The organism is Shewanella fodinae (assembly GCF_014651955.1).
GTDB lineage: Bacteria > Pseudomonadota > Gammaproteobacteria > Enterobacterales > Shewanellaceae > Shewanella > Shewanella fodinae.
Genome location: NZ_BMXW01000007.1, coordinates 88,548 through 111,910, shown reverse-complemented (window position 1 = coordinate 111,910; position 23,363 = coordinate 88,548). Strand labels below are relative to the sequence as shown.

At 47.2% G+C, this 23,363-nt stretch carries 22 protein-coding genes; 13 read left to right on the top strand and 9 right to left on the bottom strand.

Going from position 1 to position 23,363, the window contains the following annotated elements:
* Positions 1-17: 17 nt before the first annotated feature.
* The 10 genes from IE064_RS08475 to IE064_RS08435 all read left to right on the top strand — a co-directional run bounded on the left by IE064_RS08475 (position 18) and on the right by IE064_RS08435 (position 9,399).
* Positions 18-1,745 (top strand): SLC13 family permease, encoded by a 1,728-nt coding sequence (locus IE064_RS08475; RefSeq protein WP_189617457.1) that lies wholly within the window; start codon positions 18-20, stop codon positions 1,743-1,745.
* A 39-nt stretch (positions 1,746-1,784) separates the two neighbouring features.
* Positions 1,785-2,426, top strand: coding sequence for an adenylyl-sulfate kinase (gene cysC / locus IE064_RS08470; RefSeq protein ID WP_189617456.1), 642 nt, complete (start codon positions 1,785-1,787; stop codon positions 2,424-2,426).
* Positions 2,416-3,378 carry a DHH family phosphoesterase gene (locus IE064_RS08465; RefSeq protein WP_189617455.1) on the top strand — a complete coding sequence of 321 codons (963 nt, stop codon included), beginning with the start codon at positions 2,416-2,418 and terminating at the stop codon, positions 3,376-3,378. Before cysC ends, IE064_RS08465 begins: the two co-directional genes overlap by 11 nt.
* A 93-nt stretch (positions 3,379-3,471) precedes the next feature.
* A complete protein-coding gene (locus IE064_RS08460; RefSeq protein WP_189617454.1) occupies positions 3,472-4,635 on the top strand; it encodes a nucleotide sugar dehydrogenase in 1,164 nt (387 codons plus the stop codon).
* Between the two features lie 71 nt (positions 4,636-4,706).
* Complete coding sequence (locus tag IE064_RS08455) at positions 4,707-5,714, top strand: NAD-dependent epimerase (protein ID WP_189617453.1); 1,008 nt, start codon at positions 4,707-4,709, stop codon at positions 5,712-5,714.
* 206 nt (positions 5,715-5,920) lie between these two features.
* On the top strand, positions 5,921-6,664 hold the full coding sequence (locus IE064_RS08450) for a phosphatase (protein WP_189617452.1): 744 nt from the start codon (positions 5,921-5,923) through the stop codon (positions 6,662-6,664).
* A gap of 72 nt (positions 6,665-6,736) precedes the next feature.
* On the top strand, positions 6,737-6,871 hold the full coding sequence (locus IE064_RS18235) for a hypothetical protein (RefSeq protein ID WP_268244745.1): 135 nt from the start codon (positions 6,737-6,739) through the stop codon (positions 6,869-6,871).
* Between the two features lie 56 nt (positions 6,872-6,927).
* Entirely contained in the window at positions 6,928-7,827 is a 900-nt protein-coding gene (gene mak / locus IE064_RS08445; RefSeq protein ID WP_189617451.1) for a fructokinase, read from the top strand.
* A gap of 206 nt (positions 7,828-8,033) precedes the next feature.
* Positions 8,034-8,702 carry a YdcF family protein gene (locus IE064_RS08440; RefSeq protein WP_229799921.1) on the top strand — a complete coding sequence of 223 codons (669 nt, stop codon included), beginning with the start codon at positions 8,034-8,036 and terminating at the stop codon, positions 8,700-8,702.
* A gap of 19 nt (positions 8,703-8,721) precedes the next feature.
* Positions 8,722-9,399, top strand: a complete 678-nt coding sequence (locus IE064_RS08435) for a DUF2982 domain-containing protein (protein WP_189617449.1) — start codon at positions 8,722-8,724, stop codon at positions 9,397-9,399.
* Positions 9,400-9,608: 209 nt separating this feature from the next.
* On the opposite strand, the gene IE064_RS18130 is transcribed toward IE064_RS08435, so the two are convergent.
* The 8 genes from IE064_RS18130 to galU all read right to left on the bottom strand — a co-directional run bounded on the left by IE064_RS18130 (position 9,609) and on the right by galU (position 17,474).
* Positions 9,609-9,821, bottom strand: a complete 213-nt coding sequence (locus tag IE064_RS18130) for a hypothetical protein (RefSeq protein WP_229799920.1) — start codon at positions 9,819-9,821, stop codon at positions 9,609-9,611.
* Between the two features lie 138 nt (positions 9,822-9,959).
* A complete protein-coding gene (locus tag IE064_RS18125) occupies positions 9,960-10,256 on the bottom strand; it encodes an EexN family lipoprotein (RefSeq protein WP_229799919.1) in 297 nt (98 codons plus the stop codon).
* Positions 10,257-10,806: 550 nt separating this feature from the next.
* Complete coding sequence (locus tag IE064_RS08425; protein WP_189617448.1) at positions 10,807-13,077, bottom strand: OmcA/MtrC family decaheme c-type cytochrome; 2,271 nt, start codon at positions 13,075-13,077, stop codon at positions 10,807-10,809.
* Positions 13,078-13,338: 261 nt separating this feature from the next.
* Positions 13,339-14,283 carry a LysR family transcriptional regulator gene (locus tag IE064_RS08420; RefSeq protein ID WP_189617447.1) on the bottom strand — a complete coding sequence of 315 codons (945 nt, stop codon included), beginning with the start codon at positions 14,281-14,283 and terminating at the stop codon, positions 13,339-13,341.
* A 252-nt stretch (positions 14,284-14,535) separates the two neighbouring features.
* The gene (locus IE064_RS08415; RefSeq protein ID WP_189617446.1) at positions 14,536-14,952 is read right to left on the bottom strand and encodes a bactofilin family protein; all 417 of its coding nucleotides are present in this window, start codon (positions 14,950-14,952) and stop codon (positions 14,536-14,538) included.
* 118 nt (positions 14,953-15,070) lie between these two features.
* Positions 15,071-15,553 carry a ferredoxin-type protein NapF gene (gene napF, locus IE064_RS08410; RefSeq protein WP_189617445.1) on the bottom strand — a complete coding sequence of 161 codons (483 nt, stop codon included), beginning with the start codon at positions 15,551-15,553 and terminating at the stop codon, positions 15,071-15,073.
* Positions 15,553-16,566, bottom strand: a complete 1,014-nt coding sequence (gene galE, locus IE064_RS08405) for a UDP-glucose 4-epimerase GalE (RefSeq protein ID WP_189617444.1) — start codon at positions 16,564-16,566, stop codon at positions 15,553-15,555. Before galE ends, napF begins: the two co-directional genes overlap by 1 nt.
* A complete protein-coding gene (gene galU, locus IE064_RS08400) occupies positions 16,566-17,474 on the bottom strand; it encodes a UTP--glucose-1-phosphate uridylyltransferase GalU (RefSeq protein WP_133038641.1) in 909 nt (302 codons plus the stop codon). The genes galE and galU overlap by 1 nt, the downstream gene beginning before the upstream one ends.
* A gap of 343 nt (positions 17,475-17,817) precedes the next feature.
* Between galU and tyrR the strand changes: the two genes are divergently transcribed.
* The 3 genes from tyrR (at position 17,818) to IE064_RS08385 (ending at position 22,351) form a co-directional block, all read left to right on the top strand.
* Complete coding sequence (gene tyrR / locus IE064_RS08395; RefSeq protein WP_189617443.1) at positions 17,818-19,356, top strand: transcriptional regulator TyrR; 1,539 nt, start codon at positions 17,818-17,820, stop codon at positions 19,354-19,356.
* 414 nt (positions 19,357-19,770) lie between these two features.
* Positions 19,771-21,879: a S8 family serine peptidase gene (locus IE064_RS08390; protein ID WP_189617442.1), complete on the top strand. Its 2,109-nt coding sequence runs from the start codon at positions 19,771-19,773 to the stop codon at positions 21,877-21,879.
* Between the two features lie 10 nt (positions 21,880-21,889).
* Positions 21,890-22,351, top strand: a complete 462-nt coding sequence (locus IE064_RS08385; RefSeq protein ID WP_189617441.1) for a serine protease external chaperone — start codon at positions 21,890-21,892, stop codon at positions 22,349-22,351.
* Between the two features lie 44 nt (positions 22,352-22,395).
* Here IE064_RS08385 and IE064_RS08380 read toward each other — a convergent pair whose 3' ends face one another.
* Complete coding sequence (locus IE064_RS08380; RefSeq protein ID WP_189617440.1) at positions 22,396-23,277, bottom strand: LysR family transcriptional regulator; 882 nt, start codon at positions 23,275-23,277, stop codon at positions 22,396-22,398.
* Between the last annotated feature and the right edge of the window lie 86 nt (positions 23,278-23,363).

Here is a 23,363-nt window from a genome sequence, read left to right as displayed (position 1 = left end):
TGCCTAGTGGGTGAAGCATGACGCTGAATGCTTGCCTCACATTATTGCTGTTCGTCATGACTGTTGTCGGACTGATCCGATTTCAGACAAGACCTGCTGCAGTTTTCGGCAGTTTACTGTTGTGTCTGGTTGGCTTTGGGTTGGTTAATCGGCAGCAGATATTAGCTGCAATGGCGAATTCCGGACTGGTGACATTAATTTTGTTGATGTTGTGTTCGCTGGTGTTGGAGAAAACGCGTTTTTTGCGGCTACTTGCTAAGAAAGTCATCGTGGCCAGCTATCGCACTAGTTGGCTTCGATTGTTCGGTCTAACCACGCTATGTTCGGCGTTTTTAAATAATACGGCGGTGGTTGCCACCTTGATGGCTCCTATTCGCTCGAACCCGTACCACAACGCCAGCCGATTACTTTTGCCACTATCCTATGCAGCCATACTCGGCGGTACCGTCACCCTGATTGGCACCTCTACTAATTTGATAGTTAACAGTTTTTATATCAATGAAACCGGAAAGTCATTGCCATTTTTTTCATTTGCAGCGGTGGGGCTGCTGTTGGTGCTCGGCTGTGGTACGGTACTTGGCCTCTATAGCCGAAGGCTGCCGGAATATCACACTAATGACTTAAATCAAAAAAGTTATTTTATTGATGCCAAGGTTGCCAATGGATCTCCACTGGCGGGTAAGAGTGTTGAAGCTAATGGTCTGCGCCATCTACAATCGTTGTTTTTGGTGGAGGTGATCCGTGGGGCACAGTTGCGGTCGCCGGTTGCGCCAACAGAAATTTTGCAAGAGGGCGATCGACTAATTTTTGCCGGCGATATTAACAAAGTGATGCAGTTGCATCATTTCTCCGGCCTGGAGCTGTTTGCGGATAAAGATGGTTTGTTGCAGCGAGAGTTAACCGAAGTAGTGGTGCGCCAAGAGAGCGTTCTCGTAGGGCAAACACTCAAGGGGATCGGTTTTCGGGCATTGTTTGATGCGGCGGTGGTAGCGATTCGCCGAGACGGGCAGAACCTTTCTGGCAAGCTTGGTGAGGTGACGATTGCGGCCGGTGACTTTCTGGTCCTAGCGACGGGGGAAGATTACCGCCAACGCCACAACATTAGTAAAAATTTCATCAGTGTTAGTGGCGTTGCGCCGGAGCAGCACCTGAGTGGTCGCCGTGAATGGTTAGCGCTGGGTGGTTTTATTATCGCCGTGGTTTTATCGATCACAGGTTTAATGGACCTGATGCAGTCCATGTTACTGTTGTTGGGGCTCTACATTTTCAGCGGCTGCGTGACAGTCAATGAGCTACTTCGACGGTTTCCTCTCGACATTTGGCTGATTGTATCGGTGGCAATTTTACTGTCCTATGCGTTGGTGAGCAGTGGTGTGGCAATATGGTTTACACAACAGGTGCGGCAGTATGCAAGTGGGCTGCAACCATATTATTTGTTGCTATTAACCTATGTTGTTACCTGGCTACTGACGGAAGTGGTCACTAACAATGCGGCTGCAGCATTAATGTTCCCATTGGCTGTCGGTTTGGCGAAAGGATTACAGGTTGATATTCTGCCGTTTGTGATGGTGGTTGCCTTTGCTGCCAGTGGCAGTTTCGTTAGCCCATTCGGTTATCAGACTAATCTGATGGTTTATAACGTAGGGAAATACTGCTTGAGCGACTTTTTCAAGCTGGGAGTGCCAGTGGCATTAACCTATGGGATCATTGTGGTTGTAATGGTGCCAAAATTTTTTCCGTTTTAAGCGGGCGATGGCGGCAGGTCAGAGCGAAGGATCTTTTTTATGATGAAACAACCTCCTGCAGATGTGGTCTGGCACCCGCACCAGGTGAGCAAGGCCACCAGAGCCCATGCCAAAGGACTCAATACCTCGGCAGTCTTGTGGTTTACTGGATTGAGTGGTTCTGGCAAGTCAACCATTGCTAATGCATTGGAACAACGGCTGGCGGAATTGGGCTATCACACTTATCTGCTGGATGGCGATAATGTGAGGCATGGGTTGAATCGGGATTTGGGCTTTAGCGATGCTGACCGAATGGAAAACATTCGGCGCATAGGGGAAGTCAGCAAACTGTTTGTTGATGCAGGGTTATTGGTATTGACCGCGTTTATCTCGCCGTTTCAGGCGGATAGGCAATTGGTACGGCAATTACATAAGGACCGTGAGTTTATTGAGATTTTTGTTGATACACCCTTGGCGGTGTGTGAGCAGCGGGATCCTAAAGGACTCTACTTGAAGGCGCGTACTGGAGCGATTAAGCACTTCACTGGTATCGACTCAACTTATGAGGCACCCATTGCGGCTGAAATCCATCTAAAAACCGTTGAAATGGATATTGACAGTTGTGTGTCAGCCATTTTGCAATATCTTAATGATGGCGGCTACTTGCGCCAATCCGTCTCAGGATTTAGCGATGCATTATGACGTGTTTAACGGTGATGCTGATGGTATTTTGTCGCTGCTGCAACTGCGTCAGCTTGACCCACGAGAATCCGTGTTAGTGACCGGCGTAAAGCGCGATATTTCGTTGTTGCAACGCGTGCCGGCGAACGCTGGCGACACAGTGCAGGTGTTGGATATCTCCCTAGCGCAAAATCTTTTGCCACTGCAACATTTGCTGCAACGAGAGGTTACTGTTAACTACATTGACCACCACCGTGCTGGCGATATACCGCAATCACCATTACTGACCCCCCATATCGATCTCAGCGCGGATACCTGTACGGCACTGATTGTTGACAAACTGCTTGATGGGCAGCGCCGACTCTGGGCCATTGCCGCCGCCTTTGGCGATAACCTGTTGGTCGCGGCACAGCGATTAGCGGCGGAATTAGCGCTGAGTGACACCGATGTCGCTTTCCTGCGCGAACTCGGCACATTAATCAACTATAACGCTTATGGTCAATGTGTTGATGAGTTACACATTGCCCCGGCGCTGCTGTATCGCCAGTTGCTGGCTTATCCCTCACCTTGGGCCGTTCGGGAAGATCTCGCCTCTCCCTTTTATATGTTACAAGCGGCTTACGCGGCAGATATGCTGCAGCTTGACAAGTTAAGTGCCGAATACGCTGACGATTACCTGTTGTTATACCAACTGCCGGATGCCCCTTGGGCTAGACGGGTAAGTGGCGTGCTTGGCAACAAACTTGCCAATAGCAACCCCAATAAGGCGATAGCAATCGTCACCAATAATCCTGATAACACAGTGATGATTTCATTGCGGGCTCCTATCAATAATCGACAAGGAGCAGGAGAAATCTGTCAGCAGTTTGCCTCTGGCGGCGGCCGAGCGGCAGCGGGGGGCATCAATGCCTTACCAGCGCAACAATTGGCGACTTTTTGTCATTCAGTTGTCGCCTTTTATCGTAAAGACTGACATAGCGCGCCATAAGTTTTATGATTGTGCCATTTTTCAATCTTTGTGATTTATTCAGGTGTTTTGCAATACCTGATTGAGCCGGAAACTATTATGAAAATTGTTGTTGTTGGTACGGGATATGTTGGCCTTTCCAATGCAGTATTGTTGGCGCAACATCATGAAGTTGTGGCTCTAGATATTGTTCAGGAACGAGTAGACCTCGTGAATCAGCACCGTTCACCAATAGTGGATGATATGATTCAGGAGTATCTCGCTAGCAACACGTTACACCTATCTGCCACATTGGATAAATCAGTATACCAACGCGCGGATTTTGTGATAGTTGCCACCCCAACGGATTATGATCCGAAAACCAATTACTTCAATACCAGTTCTGTTGAGTCTGTCATTAATGATGTTGTGACAATTAATCCTGATGCCAGCATTATTATCAAATCAACAGTCCCTGTCGGTTTTACTAGGCAGATGAGGCAAAACTTTGGGTCTGAAAACATTATTTTTTCACCAGAGTTTTTAAGAGAAGGCAAAGCACTTTACGACAATCTATATCCATCCCGGATAATTGTGGGTGAGCGTTCAGCGAGAGCGGAGAAGTTTGCCAAGCTGTTGGCATCGTGTGCTTTGAAGCAAGATATTCCGGTATTGTTTACCGACAGTACCGAAGCTGAAGCGATCAAATTGTTTGCCAACACCTTTTTGGCAATGCGCGTTGCTTTCTTTAATGAGCTGGATACTTATGCCGACTCCCGCGGGCTCGATACCCGACAGATCATTGATGGTGTCTGTCTAGATCCGCGTATTGGTAGTCATTACAACAACCCGTCTTTTGGTTATGGTGGCTATTGCTTGCCGAAAGACACTAAACAGTTACTGGCAAATTACAACGATGTGCCAAACAATCTAATTGCCGCGATTGTAGACTCTAACCGTACCCGCAAAGACTATATGGCGGATTCGATTATCAGTCGCAAACCCAAAATAGTTGGTGTATATCGGCTGATCATGAAGAGTGGCTCCGATAATTTCCGGGCCTCGGCGGTGCAAGGCGTGATGAAACGGATCAAGGCCAAGGGTATTGAAGTGGTGGTCTACGAGCCGGTGTTGAAAGAAGAACAGTTCTTTAATTCCCGCGTTATTCGCGATCTGCATGAATTCAAAGCCATGTCTGATGTGATTATTTCTAACCGCATGATGGATGAATTACGCGATGTGGCGGATAAAGTTTACACTCGCGATCTGTTCGGTCAGGACTAAAAATAACGCAGAGTCGTGGCGGCAAGTAACCCGCTAAATGTGGAAACTTGCCTTTTGAACGAGGTTTAGGCATGAAATATTTGGTGACGGGGGCTGCGGGTTTTATTGGGGCTCGGGTAGCAGAAAAACTGTGTGAAGCAGGACACCAGGTTGTCGGTATCGACAACCTGAATGACTACTATGATGTCAGCCTGAAGCAATCCCGGCTTAATAATCTGGCGGCGTATGCGGGTTTTCGGTTTTTGAAGCAAGATCTGGCTGACCGTGATGGCATGGCGTCTCTATTTGCCGCAGAGCAGTTTCAGCGAGTGATCCATCTCGGCGCCCAAGCTGGTGTGCGTTATTCTATCAGTAATCCATTTGCCTATGCCGACAGTAACCTAGTTGGGACCTTATGTGTGTTGGAAGGCTGCCGTCACCATAACGTTGAACATCTGGTGTATGCTTCGTCTAGCTCAACCTACGGGCTTAACAAAAAGATGCCGTTTGCCACCAGTGATTCAGTGGATCATCCGGTGTCTTTTTATGCTGCGACCAAAAAGGCCAATGAGATGATGGCTCATAGTTATGCCCATCTTTATGGCTTGCCCACTACCGGGCTGCGCTTTTTCACCGTCTACGGGCCGTGGGGCCGACCCGATATGGCGCCTATGTTGTTTGCCAATGCTATCAGCGCTGATCAGCCGATCAAGGTATTTAACCACGGTGATATGAGCCGGGATTTTACCTACATTGATGATATCGTGAACGGGGTGTTGTTGTGTGCCGACAAAATCCCTCAACCCAATCCGGCGTGGACGGTGGAGCAGGGCAGTCCGGCCACTAGCAGCGCGCCATACCGGATCTACAATATTGGTAACGGTAGTCCGGTGCGTTTGCTGGATTTTATCTCTGAACTGGAACAGGCGCTGGGTAAAAAGGCCGAAAAAATTATGCTGCCAATGCAGGATGGGGACGTGCAGGCCACGTGGGCCGATACTGAAGACCTATTCCGGGCGGTAGGTTACAAACCCAGTGTTGGTATCAAGGCGGGGGTTAACGCGTTTGCCAAGTGGTACCAAGCATACTACCAGCGTTAAAACTGACAACAACAGCTAGCGGCATAGCCCTGTTAGCCGTTGTTGGCACACGATTTTTATCTCATTGGTGCTTATTCGGCATCCGTTACGGCGCAGTGTTTTTTCGCATAAATCTGCCGCCACTATCTTCTAGCGTGACTGGCGTTGCTTGACCGCTTTCGGTAAAGTGATGCCAGAGCTAATCACGTTATTTCCTAGGGACTGCCATGTTTGCGGTTGATACCCACACTCACACCATCGCTTCTACTCACGCCTACAGTACTGTGCACGATTACCTGAATGTTGCCAAGCAGCGTGGTATACGGCTGTTTGCGTTAACTGATCATGGCCCTGCAATGGCTGATGCGCCGCATTTTTGGCATTTTGTCAATTTGCGGGTGTTGCCGCGTATAGTCGATGATGTTGCCATCTTGCGCGGTATTGAAGCCAATATCTGCAACGAACAGGGCGATATTGATTATTACGGCGATTATCTGGCTGAGCTCGATCTGGTGCAGGCGGGTTTTCATGAACCCGTATTCCCCCCTTCAGATGTAGCGAACCATACTGAAGCCCTGCTTGCCTGTATCCAAAGTGGTCATGTCGACATTATCACCCACCCTGGTAATCCTCGTTATCCTATTGAGCAAGAGCTGATTGTCAGAGCTGCCGCCGAACATAATGTGGCGTTGGAGATCAATAACTCTTCGTTTGTATCTTCGCGCAAAGGCAGTGAACCGACCTGTTTGTCGATTGCAAAGTTAGCCAAGCAGTATGATGCACCGTTGGTCATGGGGTCTGATTCGCACGTTGCATTTACCTTAGGGCAATTTGGTGAGGCGCTGAAACTGATTGATGCCGCCGGCTATCCGCAGGAACGACTGCTGAATTACACCCCAAATAAGCTGTTGGATTTTCTGCATGAACGTGGTCACCGCACCGTCGTTGATCTACTGGAATACTTTGCTTAGATTTAAGCGTTAGTGGTTGCTGCGGCTGCACTTTGACTTTGTAGCGTGTTGAATGCGCTGAGGTGTTGGCGTATGCGAGTCCCTAGTGATTTGGTTGCCATGGGCAGTTGGCATATCGCCCGAGATCAAGTATTGTCGCATGCCGCCAGCGTTTGCTGGTTGTTAGGCAACACTAGTGACCGCAATCGGTCACCGTTTTGCGAGTAATCACTTGGATTATTTGTGTGGTTATTGGCAACAGCATTGTAAGCTCAGGAGAAAGCATGATCAGATTTGGCATTGACTTGGGGGGCACTAAGATAGAACTCGTGGCCCTGGATGACACGGGGAGTGAGCTTTATCGGCAACGTTTAGCCACGCCCAGAAATTATTCCGGCACCCTCGATGCAATCTGTAGTCTGGTCTCTACGGCTGAAAATGTCCTTGGTCAGCAGGGAACTGTCGGTGTGGGTATCCCAGGTGTAGTTTCTCCTTTCACTGGTGAGGTTAAAAATGGCAACTCGGTGTGGTTGCATGGACATCCGCTAGATAAAGACCTCGGGCAACGCCTTAATCGACAAGTCCGTGTTGCTAATGATGCGAACTGCTTTGCCGTTTCAGAGGCGGTGGATGGTGCCGGTGCCGGAAAACGTTTGGTCTTTGGGGTTATCCTTGGTACCGGTGTCGGTGGTGGTATTGCGGTTGATGGTAAAGTTCATGCCGGTGGCAACGGCATTGCGGGTGAATGGGGCCATATCCCGTTGCCTTGGATGCGTCCTGAAGAGTTCCGCTCAGCAAAGTGTTTTTGCGGTAATTATGACTGCACCGAATGCTATATTTCAGGCACGGGTTTTGTGCGGGATTACAATCTAAGCGCTGAGCGTAAAGTCGTTTCAGGCAATGACATTATGCAGCTGGTGGCTGATGGCGATGAGTTGGCTTTGGCAGCATTTGAGCGTTTTCTGGACCGACTGGCGCGCTCGCTGGCATCGATGATCAATATCTTGGATCCTGATGTCATCGTGTTAGGCGGCGGTATGTCAAATGTAGATGCCATTTATGAACGGTTGCCGCTGATGCTAACGCAATATGTCGTGGGCAAGGAGTGTGAAACGCCCGTGGTAAAAAATCTGCATGGCAGTTCTTCTGGCGTACGCGGTGCGGCTTGGCTGTGGCCATTATAGCCGATTAACATAAGTTCACTGGCACCCAACATGGCGGTTCAGTACAGTGCTCTCTCTAACGATTACAGCCGATAACACGACAACTCATGTTTCTAATAAAAAAAATGCTTTCTCAGCTTTTTATGCCAATCCCAATGACTTTGCTCTTATTGCTGCTGGCCTTATGGCTTTGGCGCCGACGCCCCAGACTGGCGAAAGGACTAATCGTGTGTTCCATAGCCTGGTTGCTGTTCCTTAGCAGCAGTTTTGGCAGTTACTGGTTGTTATGGCCGCTGGAACACCAATATTCGGTGAGAACTGCAGCCCCAAAGCATGCCAGCGTGGTATTGGTGTTGGGAGCGGGACACGATGATGCGTTAGCGGGGGAGGCGCGTCATAAACTGTCGGCCACCGCATTGGCGAGATTAACAGAAGGGCTGGCACAAGTGAAAAAAGCGGCCAGCAATGATTGTCTGTTAGTGGTGAGTGGCTGGACTGGCGGTTTGAATAGCACGCCTCATGCTGAGCAAATGCGTGATGCCGCTGTGGCCATGGGGGCAAATCCTGAGCGGATCTTAGCGTTGTCTGATGCCCGCGATACCGTGGAGGAAGCGTTAGCATTGCGTCAGGCATTTGGTGCGTCAGCAACCGATAAGGGCGATGATGCCGTTGGCGGGCGCCAGTTAGTATTAGTCACTTCTGCTGCCCATATGCCGCGGGCCATGAAGATTTTTAAAATGGCGGGAATGGAGCCTGTCGCCGCCCCGACAGATTTTCTTGCTAGGCGCGACCATTGGTGGCGCTTAAGCACTGACAATCTGGATGGTTCCGCCAAAGCGCTACATGAATATTTAGGCATGACTTGGCTGAGCATCCGTATTATGTTGGGCGTTTAGTGCTCAATCTTTCCTTACCATGAACAATGACCCGGTTGAGATCCGTACCTTAAGCAAACGCAATGCACTCACGCTGACCCTTACTGGCAGTGTTTTGCTGTTGGTGGGGCTTTGCCTGTTTGTGGGATGGCGTGAGCTTTTTGTTATTGCCTTCATGTGCTTCTTCGGTGGGGCGATAGCCTTAGTTTTGGGCGTTGCCAAACAGGTTGAGCCGGAAGTGGTATTGCGGCTCGATGCTCAAGGGCTGGTGTTTTTCCACCGAAGAGGTCAGTTGCAGGTTGAGTGGCAGAATATTCAACGCCTAGATTTGCTGCGGGTTCAACGTGGCATTGATTGGCTGACATTGCCTTATCTCGGTATCAAGCTCAAAGCCATTAATCCGGTGCTTGACGGCATCTCGCCACGATTGGCAACAGGATTACTGGCGGAACAGCGTTCTTTAATGATAACGGCGGTGGCCAATGATGACGAATTGCAGAGCCTAGAGCATTACTTATCAGCGGAGTTTGAACCGTTAGTGGTGAATGGCGATCGCTACCGTGGATTGCTAGCAATGTTTGGCCGCCGCTGTTTAATGCTGGATAAATATCTGGGGTTTCACTTATATATTCCGGTCGATTTTCTGCCGCTGGCTCCTGAGCAATTATTGCGACAACTCAGGGAATATAGACAACAGCAGTTACGGGGTAACGATTAAGTCACTTAACTTCTCGTAACCCGATTTAGCGGATTTACGGCAAAATTACTATACGAAGCTGAAGGCCAAGTCTGACGTACAGAAAAGTAATACTAAGACGATAGATATCTTACCAGTGATACATAAAAAATCGGAAACCAGTGAATGATTCCCGATACATCAACCGATGTTTTTACTTTACTAACTAGTCTTTTTAGTGGCAATAGGGACTAAATATCATATTCATCAAGCCATGGTGTGCCTGACAATTTTGGATAACCTTCCAAGTAAGAGATTTCAGCCCCTGTCTCTTTCTGTATTGCACGAACAATATCCATAAATGTCTTTTCGGTCCACTCTTCTGGCGTGCCTACCATTGCGTTTGCCAAGCTACGACTAAGCTGCATTAAACCGCCTTCAGATTTACTAAATGTTGCATACATATCTAAATGATAACCATCTTTGTATTGCCATAGGCATGCCGTCAATTTTAAATCTGAGCTCCCGCTAACTGTTCGATTGGCTGTGGCAGTCCAAACCGCACCATCGCAGCTAGCGATTTTGACTCCAATTGACCCTCCTTAAGCCATGAGGGCTGCGAATTTCGAACCTTCAAATGGATTGGTCAGTTGAAAGCGCCCGGGCTTTTCTGGGGGCTCGGAAAAATTTGGGATGGGTCTTGCTTCGTTTGCCGAGTTAACATTACGGCCTAATCCATTACTTGCCGCATCAGCTACAGCATAACGATCGGCAGCAGTTCCAATATTAAAAATGCGGTAATATTCCACAGTTTTTGTTTTCTCAACCATTGCGTTATTCATGGAACCGCAGCCAGTCATTAATAAACTGACACCAATCAACACAGCGATTTTCTTCATTAGTATGTCCTTATTTACAGATCTTATTTGTGGTTTTGAAAAGGAGAATAACTGTCCTATGGTAACTCGCTGAATATGCTGCCATAGTTACATAAATAATGTGAGTTCAGTGATCACAGGTTTATGATCTAATTTGAGAATTCATTTAAAATGAAAGGTTAGAGCATGAGTGCTAACTATTTCTGCAGAATGGGATACTTCTCTTGGTGTTCTTAGGGAAGTACGTTGTTCAAACTGCTCTTAACTGATTGTTTCTTGAATTGGGTAAATTACAGGACGAGAGCACTCTAACCTAAAAAATGAACAAGTTAGGTAAAAGGTTAGTCTCTCACATAAAAAGCGCTTATGAATCGGAGTAAAGCTGAACGCAACTTATTCACGGCTTATGTGTTTTATGAGTAAAGACCGCATTTGTTACTTGATTTAACAAAATATGCTCCACCCATGAGGTAAAACCATACCCTAACAAAGAGAATGCCAGTCAGCTTAACTGACTGGCATTCTCCCATAAAAAATATCCGGGGCCTTGCAGGTGGCCCCGGCGTATTCATTATTTCATGATATGGAACTTGTCGATACCGTAAGACTTACCTTGAGCATGACAGGTTGAGCAAGACTCAACTGGCAGGTCAGCGGTAGAGTCTGGAGCATCAGAGGTAGTTGCACCATTAGACTTGAAGTGTGCCAGAGCAGAAGCACTGGTGTGACAGCTGCGGCAAGATTCAGCTACTGGAGTTACGAAACCACCGGTAACGGCGATAGCACGTTTACCTGAAGTTAAACCACCATCAGCGGCAAACAGTTGAGCGCCATCTTTGTGACATACAGAGCAGTCATTTGCCAGACCAGGGAAGCCAGTCACAGAACCGTCTTTGTGCAATACGATACCTTCAGCTTCTGCGAAGTTACCACTGTGCAGACGGTGAGCAACGGTTACCAGATCACGGTTAGCAAAGGTTACACCTGTTGGAACCAAAGTGGTGCCATCATCATCAAGGTATGACACATTGGCATGGCCTGAACCTGGATGAGTGTTGTTGTGGCACTGCATACATTGGTCAAAGGTGTACACGCCGTGACGATAGCCTTTAGCGTAGTCCAGAGAACTATGGCAAGCTTCACACTTAGCTTCAGCAACAGTGATACGTGTAGGATCTGCAAAACGTGCAGTCACTGCAGTACCGCCATCGACGTTGAAGAATTTAACAGTGGAAGTTACGCCTACTGGATCAGTAGTACCAAACTGAACACCTTCAGTACCACAGGCAACAGCTGCGCCGTCTTTAGCACAGAAGTTATCTTCAGTACCGACATAGAGTGTACCTGCACCAATAGCTGCTGGTACGTCTACAGACAAGGTACCTACACCATCAGAACCAAAGGTAAATGCTGACAGTTTAGGTGTTGAGCCACCTTCATCTGACCAAGCGGTGACTTCACCGTTAGCAGCAACAGTACCGATGATCAGGCCGTCTTTCATGAACTTGCCAGTTGGGTTAGTAGTGGCGTTATAGGCGGTTAGATCAGCACCATTAGTTACTGGTGCACCGTTGACAGACACTTTAACGGTCAAGGTCACGGTGTTCTTGGTTGGATCAATAGTGGATACCGCAGCAGTCGCATTGGTGAAGTCTACAGTGACCAAACTTGCGTATTCAGCACGTTTACCCACTTTGTGAGCATTAATAGGAGCTAACGCACCACTAGAGTGACATGCAGCGCACTGGCTGTCATCAGCCTGAGCCAGGTCGAATTCAGAGTGACCTACACCTGTCTCAAAGTTAACACCAGTATGGCAACCCTGACAGGCTGCACGATTTGGTGTTTCCCAAGAGGTTTTGCCTTCTTCAGTGCTGTGACACACAGTGCATTCATACAGTGGTGCTGGATAATTGATTTCAGCCCACTCAGCAGGAACACCACCTGAGTATGCAGCGATGTGTGCACCACCATGGATACGGTGGATCATGGCTGGCAAGTCAAATACATAACCTTCAGCGGCCTGTTCTGCGTTTGGCTGTCTGCCAGGATTGTGACACTGGATACAGTTTGTCACGCTCTGGTAGTTGTGATGTGCAGAAATGTTGGCGATATTGCCAGTGGTAGTGCTTTCACCATGACATTGTTTACAAGCTGCGTCAGCGACAGTGTCTTTGCCTGAGGCAACACCTGTTTCACCGGTTGCAGGGATGTAAGTCAAGTTAGACAGAATTTTGTCAGAGATGGCAACACCATCAGCATCAGTCACGTTGTATGCATAGATCATGATGCGGTGAGGCGCATTCAGATTATCGTCGGCTACCATAATGGATGGCGCACCGTCATAGGTCCATGTGCCGGTGTAACTGCCTGGATTAGCAGGGTCTTCAACCAGAGTACAGGCGTTTGATGAGCCATTTAGACCAGTATCAGTACAGTACAAAGAACCATTGCTTTTCCAGTACACAGCTGGACCATCAGCAGTAGTGTTGGTCACGGCAGTAGCAGAATAAACGCGAACTTTGTTCAAACCTGTTAACGGTTTTTCCTGACCAGCTTGGTTCTTGGCCTCTGCCTTGAACTTCAGTGTAAACGTACCGCTGCCAGCCAGAGTATTTTCTGCTGGGTTGATAGTGAAAGTCACATCACCAGCTTTATAGACGGTAGAAACAACCGAACCAGCGTCTGTCCCATTTTGACCGTCAGTACCTGGAGTCCCTGGGGCCCCTGGAGTACCTGGTGCACCATTTGCGCCGTCTTTCCCGTCGCTGCCGCAGGCTGAAAGCCCGAGCATACCTAACAGGACTAACGCGAGTAATGACTTATTATGATTTTTCATCATTGCGTCCCTTGTTCAAATTATGTGTACTGCATTTGCAGTAGCGTAAATATACCTACATATTAGGGGGTATTAAGTTAGTACATGCGCGAATTGTGAATCATGGGTTAAGAATTTGATAGAGAAATTTCTAAAATTGAAATTCGAAATTTCAATTTTAGGTTATCGTGAAATGTATTTTTTAAATTGACAAAAAATATGATGTAAATCAAAGGCCAGTCACTAAAATTACCTTGAGTGCTGGCCTTGCAAAAACGCGTCAGTTTAGGTGCCGAATTGTCGCTCTTCGGGGAGAACTCTGAAACTGAGTAATCTCGTAACAACATCGGTAATTAGTTGCCGTTGTTCCGTACTGTATCGTCGATAATCATCTGATCTTTCAATGAGTTGATAGCATGGGAGTGCTAACGTGCGTTTAAGTTTTTCTACTTCACTCGTGGATAGCAGGCAGCACTTCAATTCGCTAACTCTATCGGTTTGGCAGAGTTCAGTGGCGGGAACCAAACCTATGCTATTCATAGTCAATAAATGTGCATGCCATTCTTCAATATCTTCGACCGAATCCATCTCCAACGGGGGCAAATTTTCCTGCTGGCAGTAGAGTTCTAGTGGCTCGATCTTCTCATTAAAATTTTTAATGGTCATGTAAACATAAGGGTAGCGCGCAATCTCTTCCAAGGTGATATTGGAAGAATGTTGCCATATTGGATGGTCTTTACGGCAAACCATACCAATTTCTCGACATTCACCAACAGTTGTCAGTTGCAACTCTTGGTTGTCAGGTATTTCTATGCTGATCCCCAGATCCAATTCGCCGCTATGGATCAGATCGGCAGAGTCATTCTGCCATTTATACAGCCGCACCTTTCCAAGCTTATCCGTCATCTCTTTTTGACCAAACACCTTGGATAATGCGCTTAATAGACCATAGCCTACGGCGATCTGCAGAGAACCGTCGGTGCGGCAGTCACGGCTGCTGCTGGCCTGTAACTCAAGCTGATAAACAGACTGTATAAAATCACAGACAGGCCGATACAAATTCTCGGCAAGAGGTGTAGCCTTCAGCTTCTGTTGACGGCGGTAAAACAACTCATCATCAAATGCCAATCTGAGCGAACTGAGACAACGGCTTATTTTGGGGGCTGAAACTGACAATTCCCTTGCTGTGATATTTGCATGTCCTGTTTCGTAAATGGTTTTGAATACCATTAGTGTGAAAATATCCAACTCACACAATTGCTTTAAAAGTCGGCTTGCCATAGATATATCTACTCGAAAGCTGAAATGCAGTTAAAGTTAATTAACTTACGAAATATCACATAAGTCTAAACATAAGTTGCCAAAATAACTGTGACAACCCCCATCGATATTTCTAATTCAGCGATTCATGTAATAAAATTGTGATCTATGTCAAAAGCTTGACAATGCAATACGACCTAAGACTAAAGATGCCTTTCTAGATTATTGTGGTTGTAATTCGATTTCGCTTAATATGTTGTTTTTATTTGTATTATTTTTGTTATTAAGCTTTTGTAGGAGATTTACTTCATCCTTGACTCTCACCCCGACAAATTGGCCTCCGTCAAAGATTTCCATACTCTTGCTGGCAACTTCCCCTTCGACGCTACCAGTGCCCGTAATCACCAGCCGCTCACACTTTAATTTACCTTTAAATACGCCTGCTACCTTTAGTTCATGGCAGCAAAGCTCGCCATGAATTAATCCTTCAGGTTCGATAGTAATCTGCTGTTCAGAGTGTACTTTTCCAAACAATGAACCGCCTACCAGTGCATTACCGGTGAATTCTGTTTCGCCGTTAATATTGCAGCCTGAAGCAATATAAGTGATTTCACCCATTTTCTTATTCTTACCAAACATCGCGGGAATCCTTTAACCGTGATTGACATCGCTGTTGATGGTATAGGGAAAATGGGTTAAGCAAAACCACAAAGATTTGACACCTGACAGAAAAAGTCGGTAGCTCGACAGTTATTGGTTAATCATTACTAACGATGGCAATAGCGTTTACCGGGCAAGCGGCCACACAAGCGCCACAGCCTGTGCATTGCGCTGTTGCCAGTTGTGGCGTTGCGATACCTCCGCTCTGAGGGATAAAACTGATGGCGGACGTATCGCAAAAGTCCTTACAGCTTTGGCAGGCAACCCCTTGATAAGTCAGGCAGTATTGTTGAAATGTGACTGTCAGTTGCCACGGTTTCAGCGCGGTACTGCTAAAGACAGGTTCTGGACAGACTGCGGCGCATTGACCACAAAAACTGCACTCGGCCTGTTGGAAGTCAACTTCTGGAAATCCCGCAGCCCCTTTGATCAGTACCCCGGTTTCACAAGCGTCAACGCACTTACCACAACGGCTGCAATTGTCCGTGAAGTCGGCTTCTGGGACACTCCATGGCGCGCGAAGCTTAGTTACCGTTGCGGAATGTGCGGTAAATAAGCGCCGACGCGATGGATCAACCATTAACTTTGGTATCCATTTGGGTTGAGTGACTGCCAACGCCAGCTGGAATCCACCATATCCTGCAATGTGTGGGTCGCTTGCCAGCCGAGTTCTTGTGCGGCATACGTTGGATCGGCATAACATGCGGCCACATCGCCGGGGCGGCGGGGAGCTATCTGGTAAGGAATCGATTTACCACAGGCCTTTTCGAAAGCATGTAGCATATCCAGTACGCTGTAACCTTGTCCGGTACCGAGATTGTAAGTCACCAATCCTGGGTTGGTTTGCAGTTTTTGCAATGCTTTGACATGACCTAGCGCCAGATCAGCTACGTGGATGTAGTCTCTGACCCCCGTACCATCAGCTGTTGGGTAGTCGTTGCCAAATATACTGAGTTTGTCGCGCTTACCGATAGCAACCTGGGCGATATAGGGCATCAGATTGTTAGGAATGTCATTGGGATCTTCACCAATCAAGCCACTCTCATGGGCGCCAACTGGATTAAAGTAACGGAGGCGAGCGATGTTCCATTGAGGGTTCGCTCGCTGGAAATCTGCCAGAATATTTTCGACCATCAGCTTCGACTGCCCATAGGGGTTGGTGGCGCTGGTGGGAAAATCTTCTCGGATTGGCAGGCTGGCGGGGTCGCCATAAACTGTTGCTGAAGAACTGAAAACCAGATTGCGCACTCCCGCTTCCTGCATCACTTGACAAAGCACTAACGTACCGCAGACATTATTTTGGTAATATTTCAATGGCTTGGCGACTGATTCGCCGACCGCCTTTAGTCCGGCAAAATGGATAACTGCATCAAACTGATGGTCGGCGAAAATCTTCTGCATCAGCGGTTTGTTGAGAATATCACCTTGATAAAACTGCACCGTTTTACCAGTTAATTGCTCCACCCGGTGTAATGATTCCGCTGAGGAGTTGCAGAGGTTATCAACGACGACGGCATTTATGCCTGCATTTAACAGCTCTACCAAGGTGTGACTACCAATATAACCTGCACCGCCGGTGACCAGCACGTTCATTAATCCAGTCCCTTCACGAATTGTTTCAGATAGCAGACAAAATCCTTACCGAGTTCACGGTGGCGTACCGCATGTTCAATAATTGCCTGCATATAGCCTAGTTTATTACCGCAGTCATGACTTTTCCCCAGCATGTAGTAGGCATTAACTTGCTGCTGTTGCATCAACATAGCAATGGCGTCTGTCAACTGGATTTCTCCACCGGCACCACTGGGTGTTTTGGCCAATAACGACCAGATTTCTGCAGGTAATACATAACGTCCAACGACCGCCAGATTGGAAGGCGCTTCGTCAATGCCGGGTTTCTCAATCAATTCTGCCAGTGGTACCGACCCCCCAGGTTGTATGTCCTGACCGTTGACATCGGCAATACCATACTGATCGACCATATCCGCAGGCACACCTTCTACCATGATCTGGCCATTGGCGGTTTCGCCATAGAGTTTGACCATTGCCGCTAGATTGTCCTGCTTGAGGTTGCAACTGGCTTCATCAATCAGCACATCAGGCAGCAATACTGCAAAGGGATTATCTCCCACCACTGGTTTGGCGCACAGGATGGCGTGACCAAGCCCTTTGGCTTCAGCCTGCCGTACACTGATAATGGTGACATCTTTAGGGCAGATAGACTGAACTTCATTCAACAGCTGACGTTTAACACGCCGTTCGAGCTGGGCTTCCAACTCAAAACTGGTGTCAAAGTGGTTTTCAATGGAGTTTTTACTCGCATGGGTTACCAGAACAATCTCTTTGATACCCGCTTCGATAGCTTCGTTAACCACATATTGAATTAACGGCCGATCAACCACGGGTAACATCTCTTTAGGAATCGCTTTGGTTGCCGGCAGCATACGCGTGCCCAGGCCGGCAACAGGGATAACTGCTTTACGAATAATACTTGATTTCATAGGCATCCTTTTCCTTTTTTGATAGGCCATCTGAAAGGTATTCATTGTAAACAAACAGCGGATAAATGCTACGTGAATCACGAGGGGATTATGCGGCTTTTAACTTGAGTAACCAGAGATTAACCAGTCCTCTGCATCGAGATAAAATTGTTAACAGAAAACGGTGTAGGGAAAACTGCCACGTAAATAAGACATACATCGGTTATTTATCAATACACTGTAAAGAAGACTTGCCACCTTGTTCAGAACCCTCTAACTTAGTATCCGCATTTGAGCGCCGTATGGCTTTTATGCACAGAATCCCACAAGCACATACAAAACATAAAAAGGGACAGCAGTCGTTATGCGTCTGGAAATCAGTTGTCAGGACAGAGTCGGTTTGGCCAAGGATATTTTAAGTGTGCTGGAAACCTACGGCATCAATCTGATGTCAATTGATGCCAGCAACAAGGGCTTTTTCTTTCTGCAATTTGCTGATGTGCCATTCGATGTACTAAGTGCCCTGATGCCGCAGATCCGCAAAATTGAGGCGGTATATGATGTCAGAACCGTCGCCTTTATGCCGTCTGAGCAGGAACATTATGCGTTGCAAACGCTGCTTAAGACATTGCCTGATGGCGTATTTTCGCTAGACGCCAAAGGCCGAATCCGTATCGCCAATGATGCTGCCCAGTTCATGCTAGGAATGCAGCTGCATGAAGTATTGGATGAATCATTGAATCATTGGGTTCAGGGATTTAATTTTGGGCGTTGGCTCAGCGAACCTCAGCTGTTACCCCAGGCTGCCAGGGTGCGTATCGGTAATAGTGAATATCTGGCAGAGATGCTGCCTGTGATGCTACCTGATGGCGAAGGAAGTGAAATTCGTGCCGGGGCAGTGGTCACATTAAAAAGTCCGGCACGGGTCGGCCAACAGTTCAATGCACTTCAAAGTCAAAACAAGGGCTTTGCTAATGTCTTGGCGGTGAGTGAACGGATGCAGCAAGTCTTGAAACAGGCCGAACGGATGGCGCAGTTGGATGCGCCGCTACTGATCACCGGGGAAACCGGCACTGGCAAAGAGATGATGGCAAGAGCCTGCCATGATGCCAGTATGCGTCGTGAAAAATCATTTGTGGCCATCAACTGCGCTGCCATTCCCGACAGTGCGGTGGAAGAGGAACTGTTTGGCTACGTCAGTCACGGTAAGTTGATGAAGCGAGGTTTCTTTGAAGAAGCACAAGGCGGAACTGTGTTTCTTGATGAAGTTGCTGAAATGTCGGCAGCAGCACAGGTGAAGTTACTGCGGTTATTACAAGATGGCAGTTTCCGCCGGGTTGGCGGGGAAGAGGATATCCGGCCTGATGTCCGAATTATCTGTTCAACACAGGAAGATCTCGCCGCCCGCTGTCAACAGGGACAATTCCGGGAAGATCTATACTATCGTATCCATGTACTGGCGTTTCATTTACCCGCGCTGAGGGAGCGGAAAGTCGATATTCTGCCGCTCGCCGAGATGTTTCTAGCACATTATTGCGCGCAGTTGTCATGTCCGGTAAGGCGGATTTCCGCAAAATGCCGCAGTTTCATGCAATCTTATGCTTGGCCGGGCAACGTGCGGCAACTTAAAAATGCCATCTTCCGCGCCGTATCCATGTGGGATGGGGCAGGGGAACTCTCGGTCGAGCAGTTAAAGTTGCCTAGTTATGATGAAGGGCAAGGATATTTTGATCAGCAGTTTGAAGGCACGCTAGAACAGGCAATGAAGCAGTATGAAGCGAATTTACTGCGGCGTTTATATCCTGCCTACCCATCCACACGGCAATTGGCGAAAAAACTGGGTGTATCTCATACGGCCATAGCTAATAAACTGCGAGATTACGGTATTAATAAAGAACCTTAATCGTAGGACGTTATATATGTGAAACGGCGACTCACAATCGAGGTGTCATCTTTCGAATGCTGTTTTACCTTGATGTAGAAAAGGCTAATATGTAACTTTTTGTTTCTGTTGCTGCATATATTATTTTATATTTTTTCTTTTTTATTTCAGTTCTTTAAGCGGTAATCAATGCTAATTGTTTATACAGTGAGTTAAATAGACGTCATAATTTCAATTTATAAAGGTTGTTTTTTAGGCAAGCTATTGACTTGTTGTGTTGCTGTTTTGTTTTTTTGTGTTAAAAATGTTTCTTTCTTGTTTTCAATATATCCAACAATAACAGATAACAAGAACCATGGAGTAATAATAAGCCAACATTGCACCTCATGGATGTTTTATTCCATAGGTGACTTATTACCAGAAGGAAACTGAAGTATGCGCAAGTCATTAATCGCGCTTAGCGTTACTGCTGCAATATTAGCGGGATGCGGAAGCGATAATAAAACCCCTGAGACCGTCAATACACCACCACAAAGTACTGATGTTGCCTATGATGTCGCCCAATCTATGGATTTGTCTGGGCAGCTAGAAGGCTCTGATGCTGAAGGTGGTCTTAGTTTTTCTTTAGTTGATCCTGCAGACGTTAAGCTAGGGACGCTTACCATCACTAATCCGTCCAGTGGCGCTTTTACCTATCGCAGTGATGCAATGGAAGGCACCGAAGTTGTGCGGTTTAAAGTCAGCGATGGTCAGTATGAGTCAATTTCTACCCTCACCATTAATATCACTGGCGGCGATCCTTTATATGCATATCAATGGCATCTGAAGAATAACGGCCAAAATGCTTTTGCTGCAAATCGTGGTATCGCAGGTGAAGACATTAATGTGGCGGATGCTATTGCCTCTGGCGTCAAAGGCCAAGGTGTCGTTGTAGCTGTTGTCGATGATGGTGTGGAAATCAGTCATCCAGACCTAGCTCCTAATATTGTGTCCGGTGGCTCCTATAACTTGATTACCGGAACTGTTGATCCTACACCTTTTTCTGACGGCGCAGCTCATGGCACCGCAGTGAGCGGCATTATAGCTGCTGCCGGATGGAATGGCATTGGTGGACGTGGGGTTGCTCCTGAGGCAAAAGTGATTGGATTTAACTTTCTCGACTCAGATCCAACCGGAGCCGTAAGTAGTGTGCAGACCTTTGAGAATTTTGCTAAGTCTCATGGCGCGAGTGCTTACAGTGATTATGCTCGGGTGTTCAATCAAAGCTACGGCTACAATGTGCCATTTCCTCATACATTTGATGAAGATGAAAATGAGGTATATGCCGATATTGCGCAAAATAGTGCTGATGGAAAAGGCAGCATCTTTGTGAAGTCTGCTGGCAACGGTTATAACTATTATAGCTGGTCTGGATATTATTGGTTACCGGGCGATTACTTTGATGTCAGCGGGAATGAGAAGGCCAATTTAGGACTGCCCTTCCATAACGCTAACATGTCGACCGATAATGCTAACGTATTTAATTTAGTGGTATCTGCGGTGAATGCTAAAGGTGAGTTATCTAGCTATTCTTCTGTTGGGTCTAACGTATTTGTGACAGCCCCTGGAGGGGAATATGGTGATGATGATCCTGCTATTGTCACCACTGACCGTGCAGGTTGTGATAAAGGATGGACTGTTACCGACGATAGACCTGCTACCCCCTTTGCTGGCGGCCAGCACCCGCTCAATTTAACGTGTGATTATACCTCTGAAATGAATGGAACCTCATCTGCAGCACCGAATACATCAGGGGCTGTTGCCATGATTATGAGTGCCAATCCCTCACTGAGCTGGCGTGATGTGCGTTATATCTTGGCTTCAACAGCTACAGAAATTCAGCCTGATATCGCCCCTGTCGAAGTGCCTGTCGGCTCTGGTGACTCGGCGGTAGAGTACGATGCAATTCCGAGCTGGATAAAAAATGCTGCGGGGTTCCATTTCCATAACTTTTACGGATTTGGCCGCGTGGACGTAAGTGCCGCTGTAGCAGCTGCCAAAAATTATACTCAAGATTTAGGTAGTTATATCATCACTGATTGGCAGTCTCACGAAAACTTAGAGAAATCTATTCCAGACGCGAGTGTTTCGGGAGCATCTGATGGCATTGAGATTGCTGATGATATGGTGATCGAGGCCGTTCAGATAGAAGTCAGTGCAGATCATCTCCGATTGCCGGATCTGGCGGTAGAGTTGATTTCACCTTCAGGTACCCGCAGTGTAGTGATGACACCATACAATGGCATGGTATATCAGGGTGTTATGGATCCTAGCGATCCTACTGATTATGTGCCTGGATTTGAAAATACACCTATGCTGTCCAACGCCTTTTATGGTGAGAGTACGAAAGGAACGTGGACGCTGAAAGTGATTGACGTTAATAGCGGAGATTACAGTTTTATTCTATATCCAGTTCAATACGTTGATATTCCTAACGAGTCTCAAGGCGTGCTGAAGGGATGGTCCATTCGGTTCCACGGACATAAAGTGGCTTCAGCCTCTTAAGGAGTGAGAGATGAAAATATCGAATATGATGATTATCGGACTTGGGTTGCTTTCAACTGCGGCATTGGCAGCCAAGTTACCTGAGGCAGCGATGGGAAGTAAAACATTAAAGCCTGGCCTAAAAGCGGAATTTATGGATAGCGTTTATAACGGTCACTACTATGTGAAGAGCAAAACAGGTGTCCAAAAAGCTTCTCGTCTGAGTAAAGGCGAGCAGCTAGTAACCGCGAGCGGCGCGCCCTTAGCTGTTCTGACTGGCAAGTTGGTGGTTAAGCTACAGCCATCGGTGAATGTTTCTTCATTTGCGGAACGTTATGGCTTGCGGTTGGATTGGCAAGGTGCTGACAACTTAGTATTGCTAGCCGCGAAATCAGATGCTGATTTGTTATCTCTGATCCAACAGGTGACACAAGACAGTCAAGTCATCAGAGCAAAACTGGACCATGCCACAGATAAGCAAGTCCCTATGTAGTCGTTGATATCAATTATTGGGATAGGCCTTGGGATTCCCAAGGCCTATTTGTTTTCCAGCAGAAATGCAACAAACGCTTGATCTGCCTGACTTAATGGACGTTGTTTTTTCCAGGCAATATGTAATTCCAGATAGACAGGTGGTGAAAAGGGCAACGCGAGGATACCGTCTTTGGCGGTGATCACCATTTCCAGCACGGTGGTGATGGCATAGCCCTGATTAACCACCTGTTTGATAAGATTGATAAGATTGGTTTCAAAGGCAATTTTGGGGTTCAGCCCCAGTTCCTCCGCTTGTTGCAGGATCCACTCCCGATGATAGTAACCACGTTTGAACATCACCAATTCATGCTGGAAGAATTGTTCGAGCGTGACACTGGTTTGCTCTGCCAGGGGATGATCTAGTGATGTGGCAACCACCATTTGTTCGTTGATCAGTAGCTTTGAATCAAATTCTGGCTTGAGATCTTGTGCGGTAATAATGGCTATATCGACTTCTTGCTGTTCTAGCATGCGCAGAGCATCACGAGTTCCCCCTTCGAAGAGCGATAGTTTTAGTCCAGGGTATTTATGGCGAAATGCCATCAGGCGGCTGGGTAAGTAGAAGGAGCCTAACATGCCTGGTACAGCGACCCGTACTTCGCCGAGGGACAACTGTGCCATTGAGCGAATATGACTTTCAGCCTGCTGCACCTGTTTCAGAATAAGCACCGCATATTGGTGCAGCGTTTCGCCCTCTGCTGTGAGCCTTAAACCGCTATCCTGCTTGCGTTGACTGCGATCAACCAGCGTAACCCCCAGCGATTGTTCAAGGCGTTTGATACTTTGGCTGAGCGCTGGTTGTGCCATGCTGAGCTTTTCGGCTGCCCGGGTAAAACTGCCATAGCGCACCAAGGCATCAAGATGTTTTAGCTGTTTAATATCCATCCACGGTATCCATTTTTTATAGAGGAATACTTGTGATTTAGCATAACAAAAATCAATGGATGTCATATATTTTATCTATTATTGTT

Excerpts from the sequence above, each read along its gene's own strand:
- tyrR (WP_189617443.1), top strand. The coding sequence starts at position 17,818 with ATGCGTCTGGAAATCAGTTGTCAGGACAGAGTCGGTTTGGCCAAGGAT.
- IE064_RS08450 (WP_189617452.1), top strand. The coding sequence starts at position 5,921 with ATGTTTGCGGTTGATACCCACACTCACACCATCGCTTCTACTCACGCC.
- IE064_RS08415 (WP_189617446.1), bottom strand. The coding sequence starts at position 14,952 with ATGTTTGGTAAGAATAAGAAAATGGGTGAAATCACTTATATTGCTTCA.
- IE064_RS08455 (WP_189617453.1), top strand. The coding sequence starts at position 4,707 with ATGAAATATTTGGTGACGGGGGCTGCGGGTTTTATTGGGGCTCGGGTA.
- IE064_RS08420 (WP_189617447.1), bottom strand. The coding sequence starts at position 14,283 with ATGGTATTCAAAACCATTTACGAAACAGGACATGCAAATATCACAGCA.
- cysC (WP_189617456.1), top strand. The coding sequence starts at position 1,785 with ATGATGAAACAACCTCCTGCAGATGTGGTCTGGCACCCGCACCAGGTG.
- IE064_RS18125 (WP_229799919.1), bottom strand. The coding sequence starts at position 10,256 with ATGAAGAAAATCGCTGTGTTGATTGGTGTCAGTTTATTAATGACTGGC.
- galE (WP_189617444.1), bottom strand. The coding sequence starts at position 16,566 with ATGAACGTGCTGGTCACCGGCGGTGCAGGTTATATTGGTAGTCACACC.
- IE064_RS08385 (WP_189617441.1), top strand. The coding sequence starts at position 21,890 with ATGAAAATATCGAATATGATGATTATCGGACTTGGGTTGCTTTCAACT.
- IE064_RS08425 (WP_189617448.1), bottom strand. The coding sequence starts at position 13,077 with ATGATGAAAAATCATAATAAGTCATTACTCGCGTTAGTCCTGTTAGGT.
- IE064_RS08390 (WP_189617442.1), top strand. The coding sequence starts at position 19,771 with ATGCGCAAGTCATTAATCGCGCTTAGCGTTACTGCTGCAATATTAGCG.
- IE064_RS08465 (WP_189617455.1), top strand. The coding sequence starts at position 2,416 with ATGCATTATGACGTGTTTAACGGTGATGCTGATGGTATTTTGTCGCTG.
- IE064_RS08460 (WP_189617454.1), top strand. The coding sequence starts at position 3,472 with ATGAAAATTGTTGTTGTTGGTACGGGATATGTTGGCCTTTCCAATGCA.
- IE064_RS08435 (WP_189617449.1), top strand. The coding sequence starts at position 8,722 with ATGAACAATGACCCGGTTGAGATCCGTACCTTAAGCAAACGCAATGCA.
- napF (WP_189617445.1), bottom strand. The coding sequence starts at position 15,553 with ATGGTTGATCCATCGCGTCGGCGCTTATTTACCGCACATTCCGCAACG.
- IE064_RS18235 (WP_268244745.1), top strand. The coding sequence starts at position 6,737 with ATGCGAGTCCCTAGTGATTTGGTTGCCATGGGCAGTTGGCATATCGCC.
- IE064_RS18130 (WP_229799920.1), bottom strand. The coding sequence starts at position 9,821 with ATGTATGCAACATTTAGTAAATCTGAAGGCGGTTTAATGCAGCTTAGT.
- mak (WP_189617451.1), top strand. The coding sequence starts at position 6,928 with ATGATCAGATTTGGCATTGACTTGGGGGGCACTAAGATAGAACTCGTG.
- IE064_RS08475 (WP_189617457.1), top strand. The coding sequence starts at position 18 with ATGACGCTGAATGCTTGCCTCACATTATTGCTGTTCGTCATGACTGTT.
- IE064_RS08380 (WP_189617440.1), bottom strand. The coding sequence starts at position 23,277 with ATGGATATTAAACAGCTAAAACATCTTGATGCCTTGGTGCGCTATGGC.
- galU (WP_133038641.1), bottom strand. The coding sequence starts at position 17,474 with ATGAAATCAAGTATTATTCGTAAAGCAGTTATCCCTGTTGCCGGCCTG.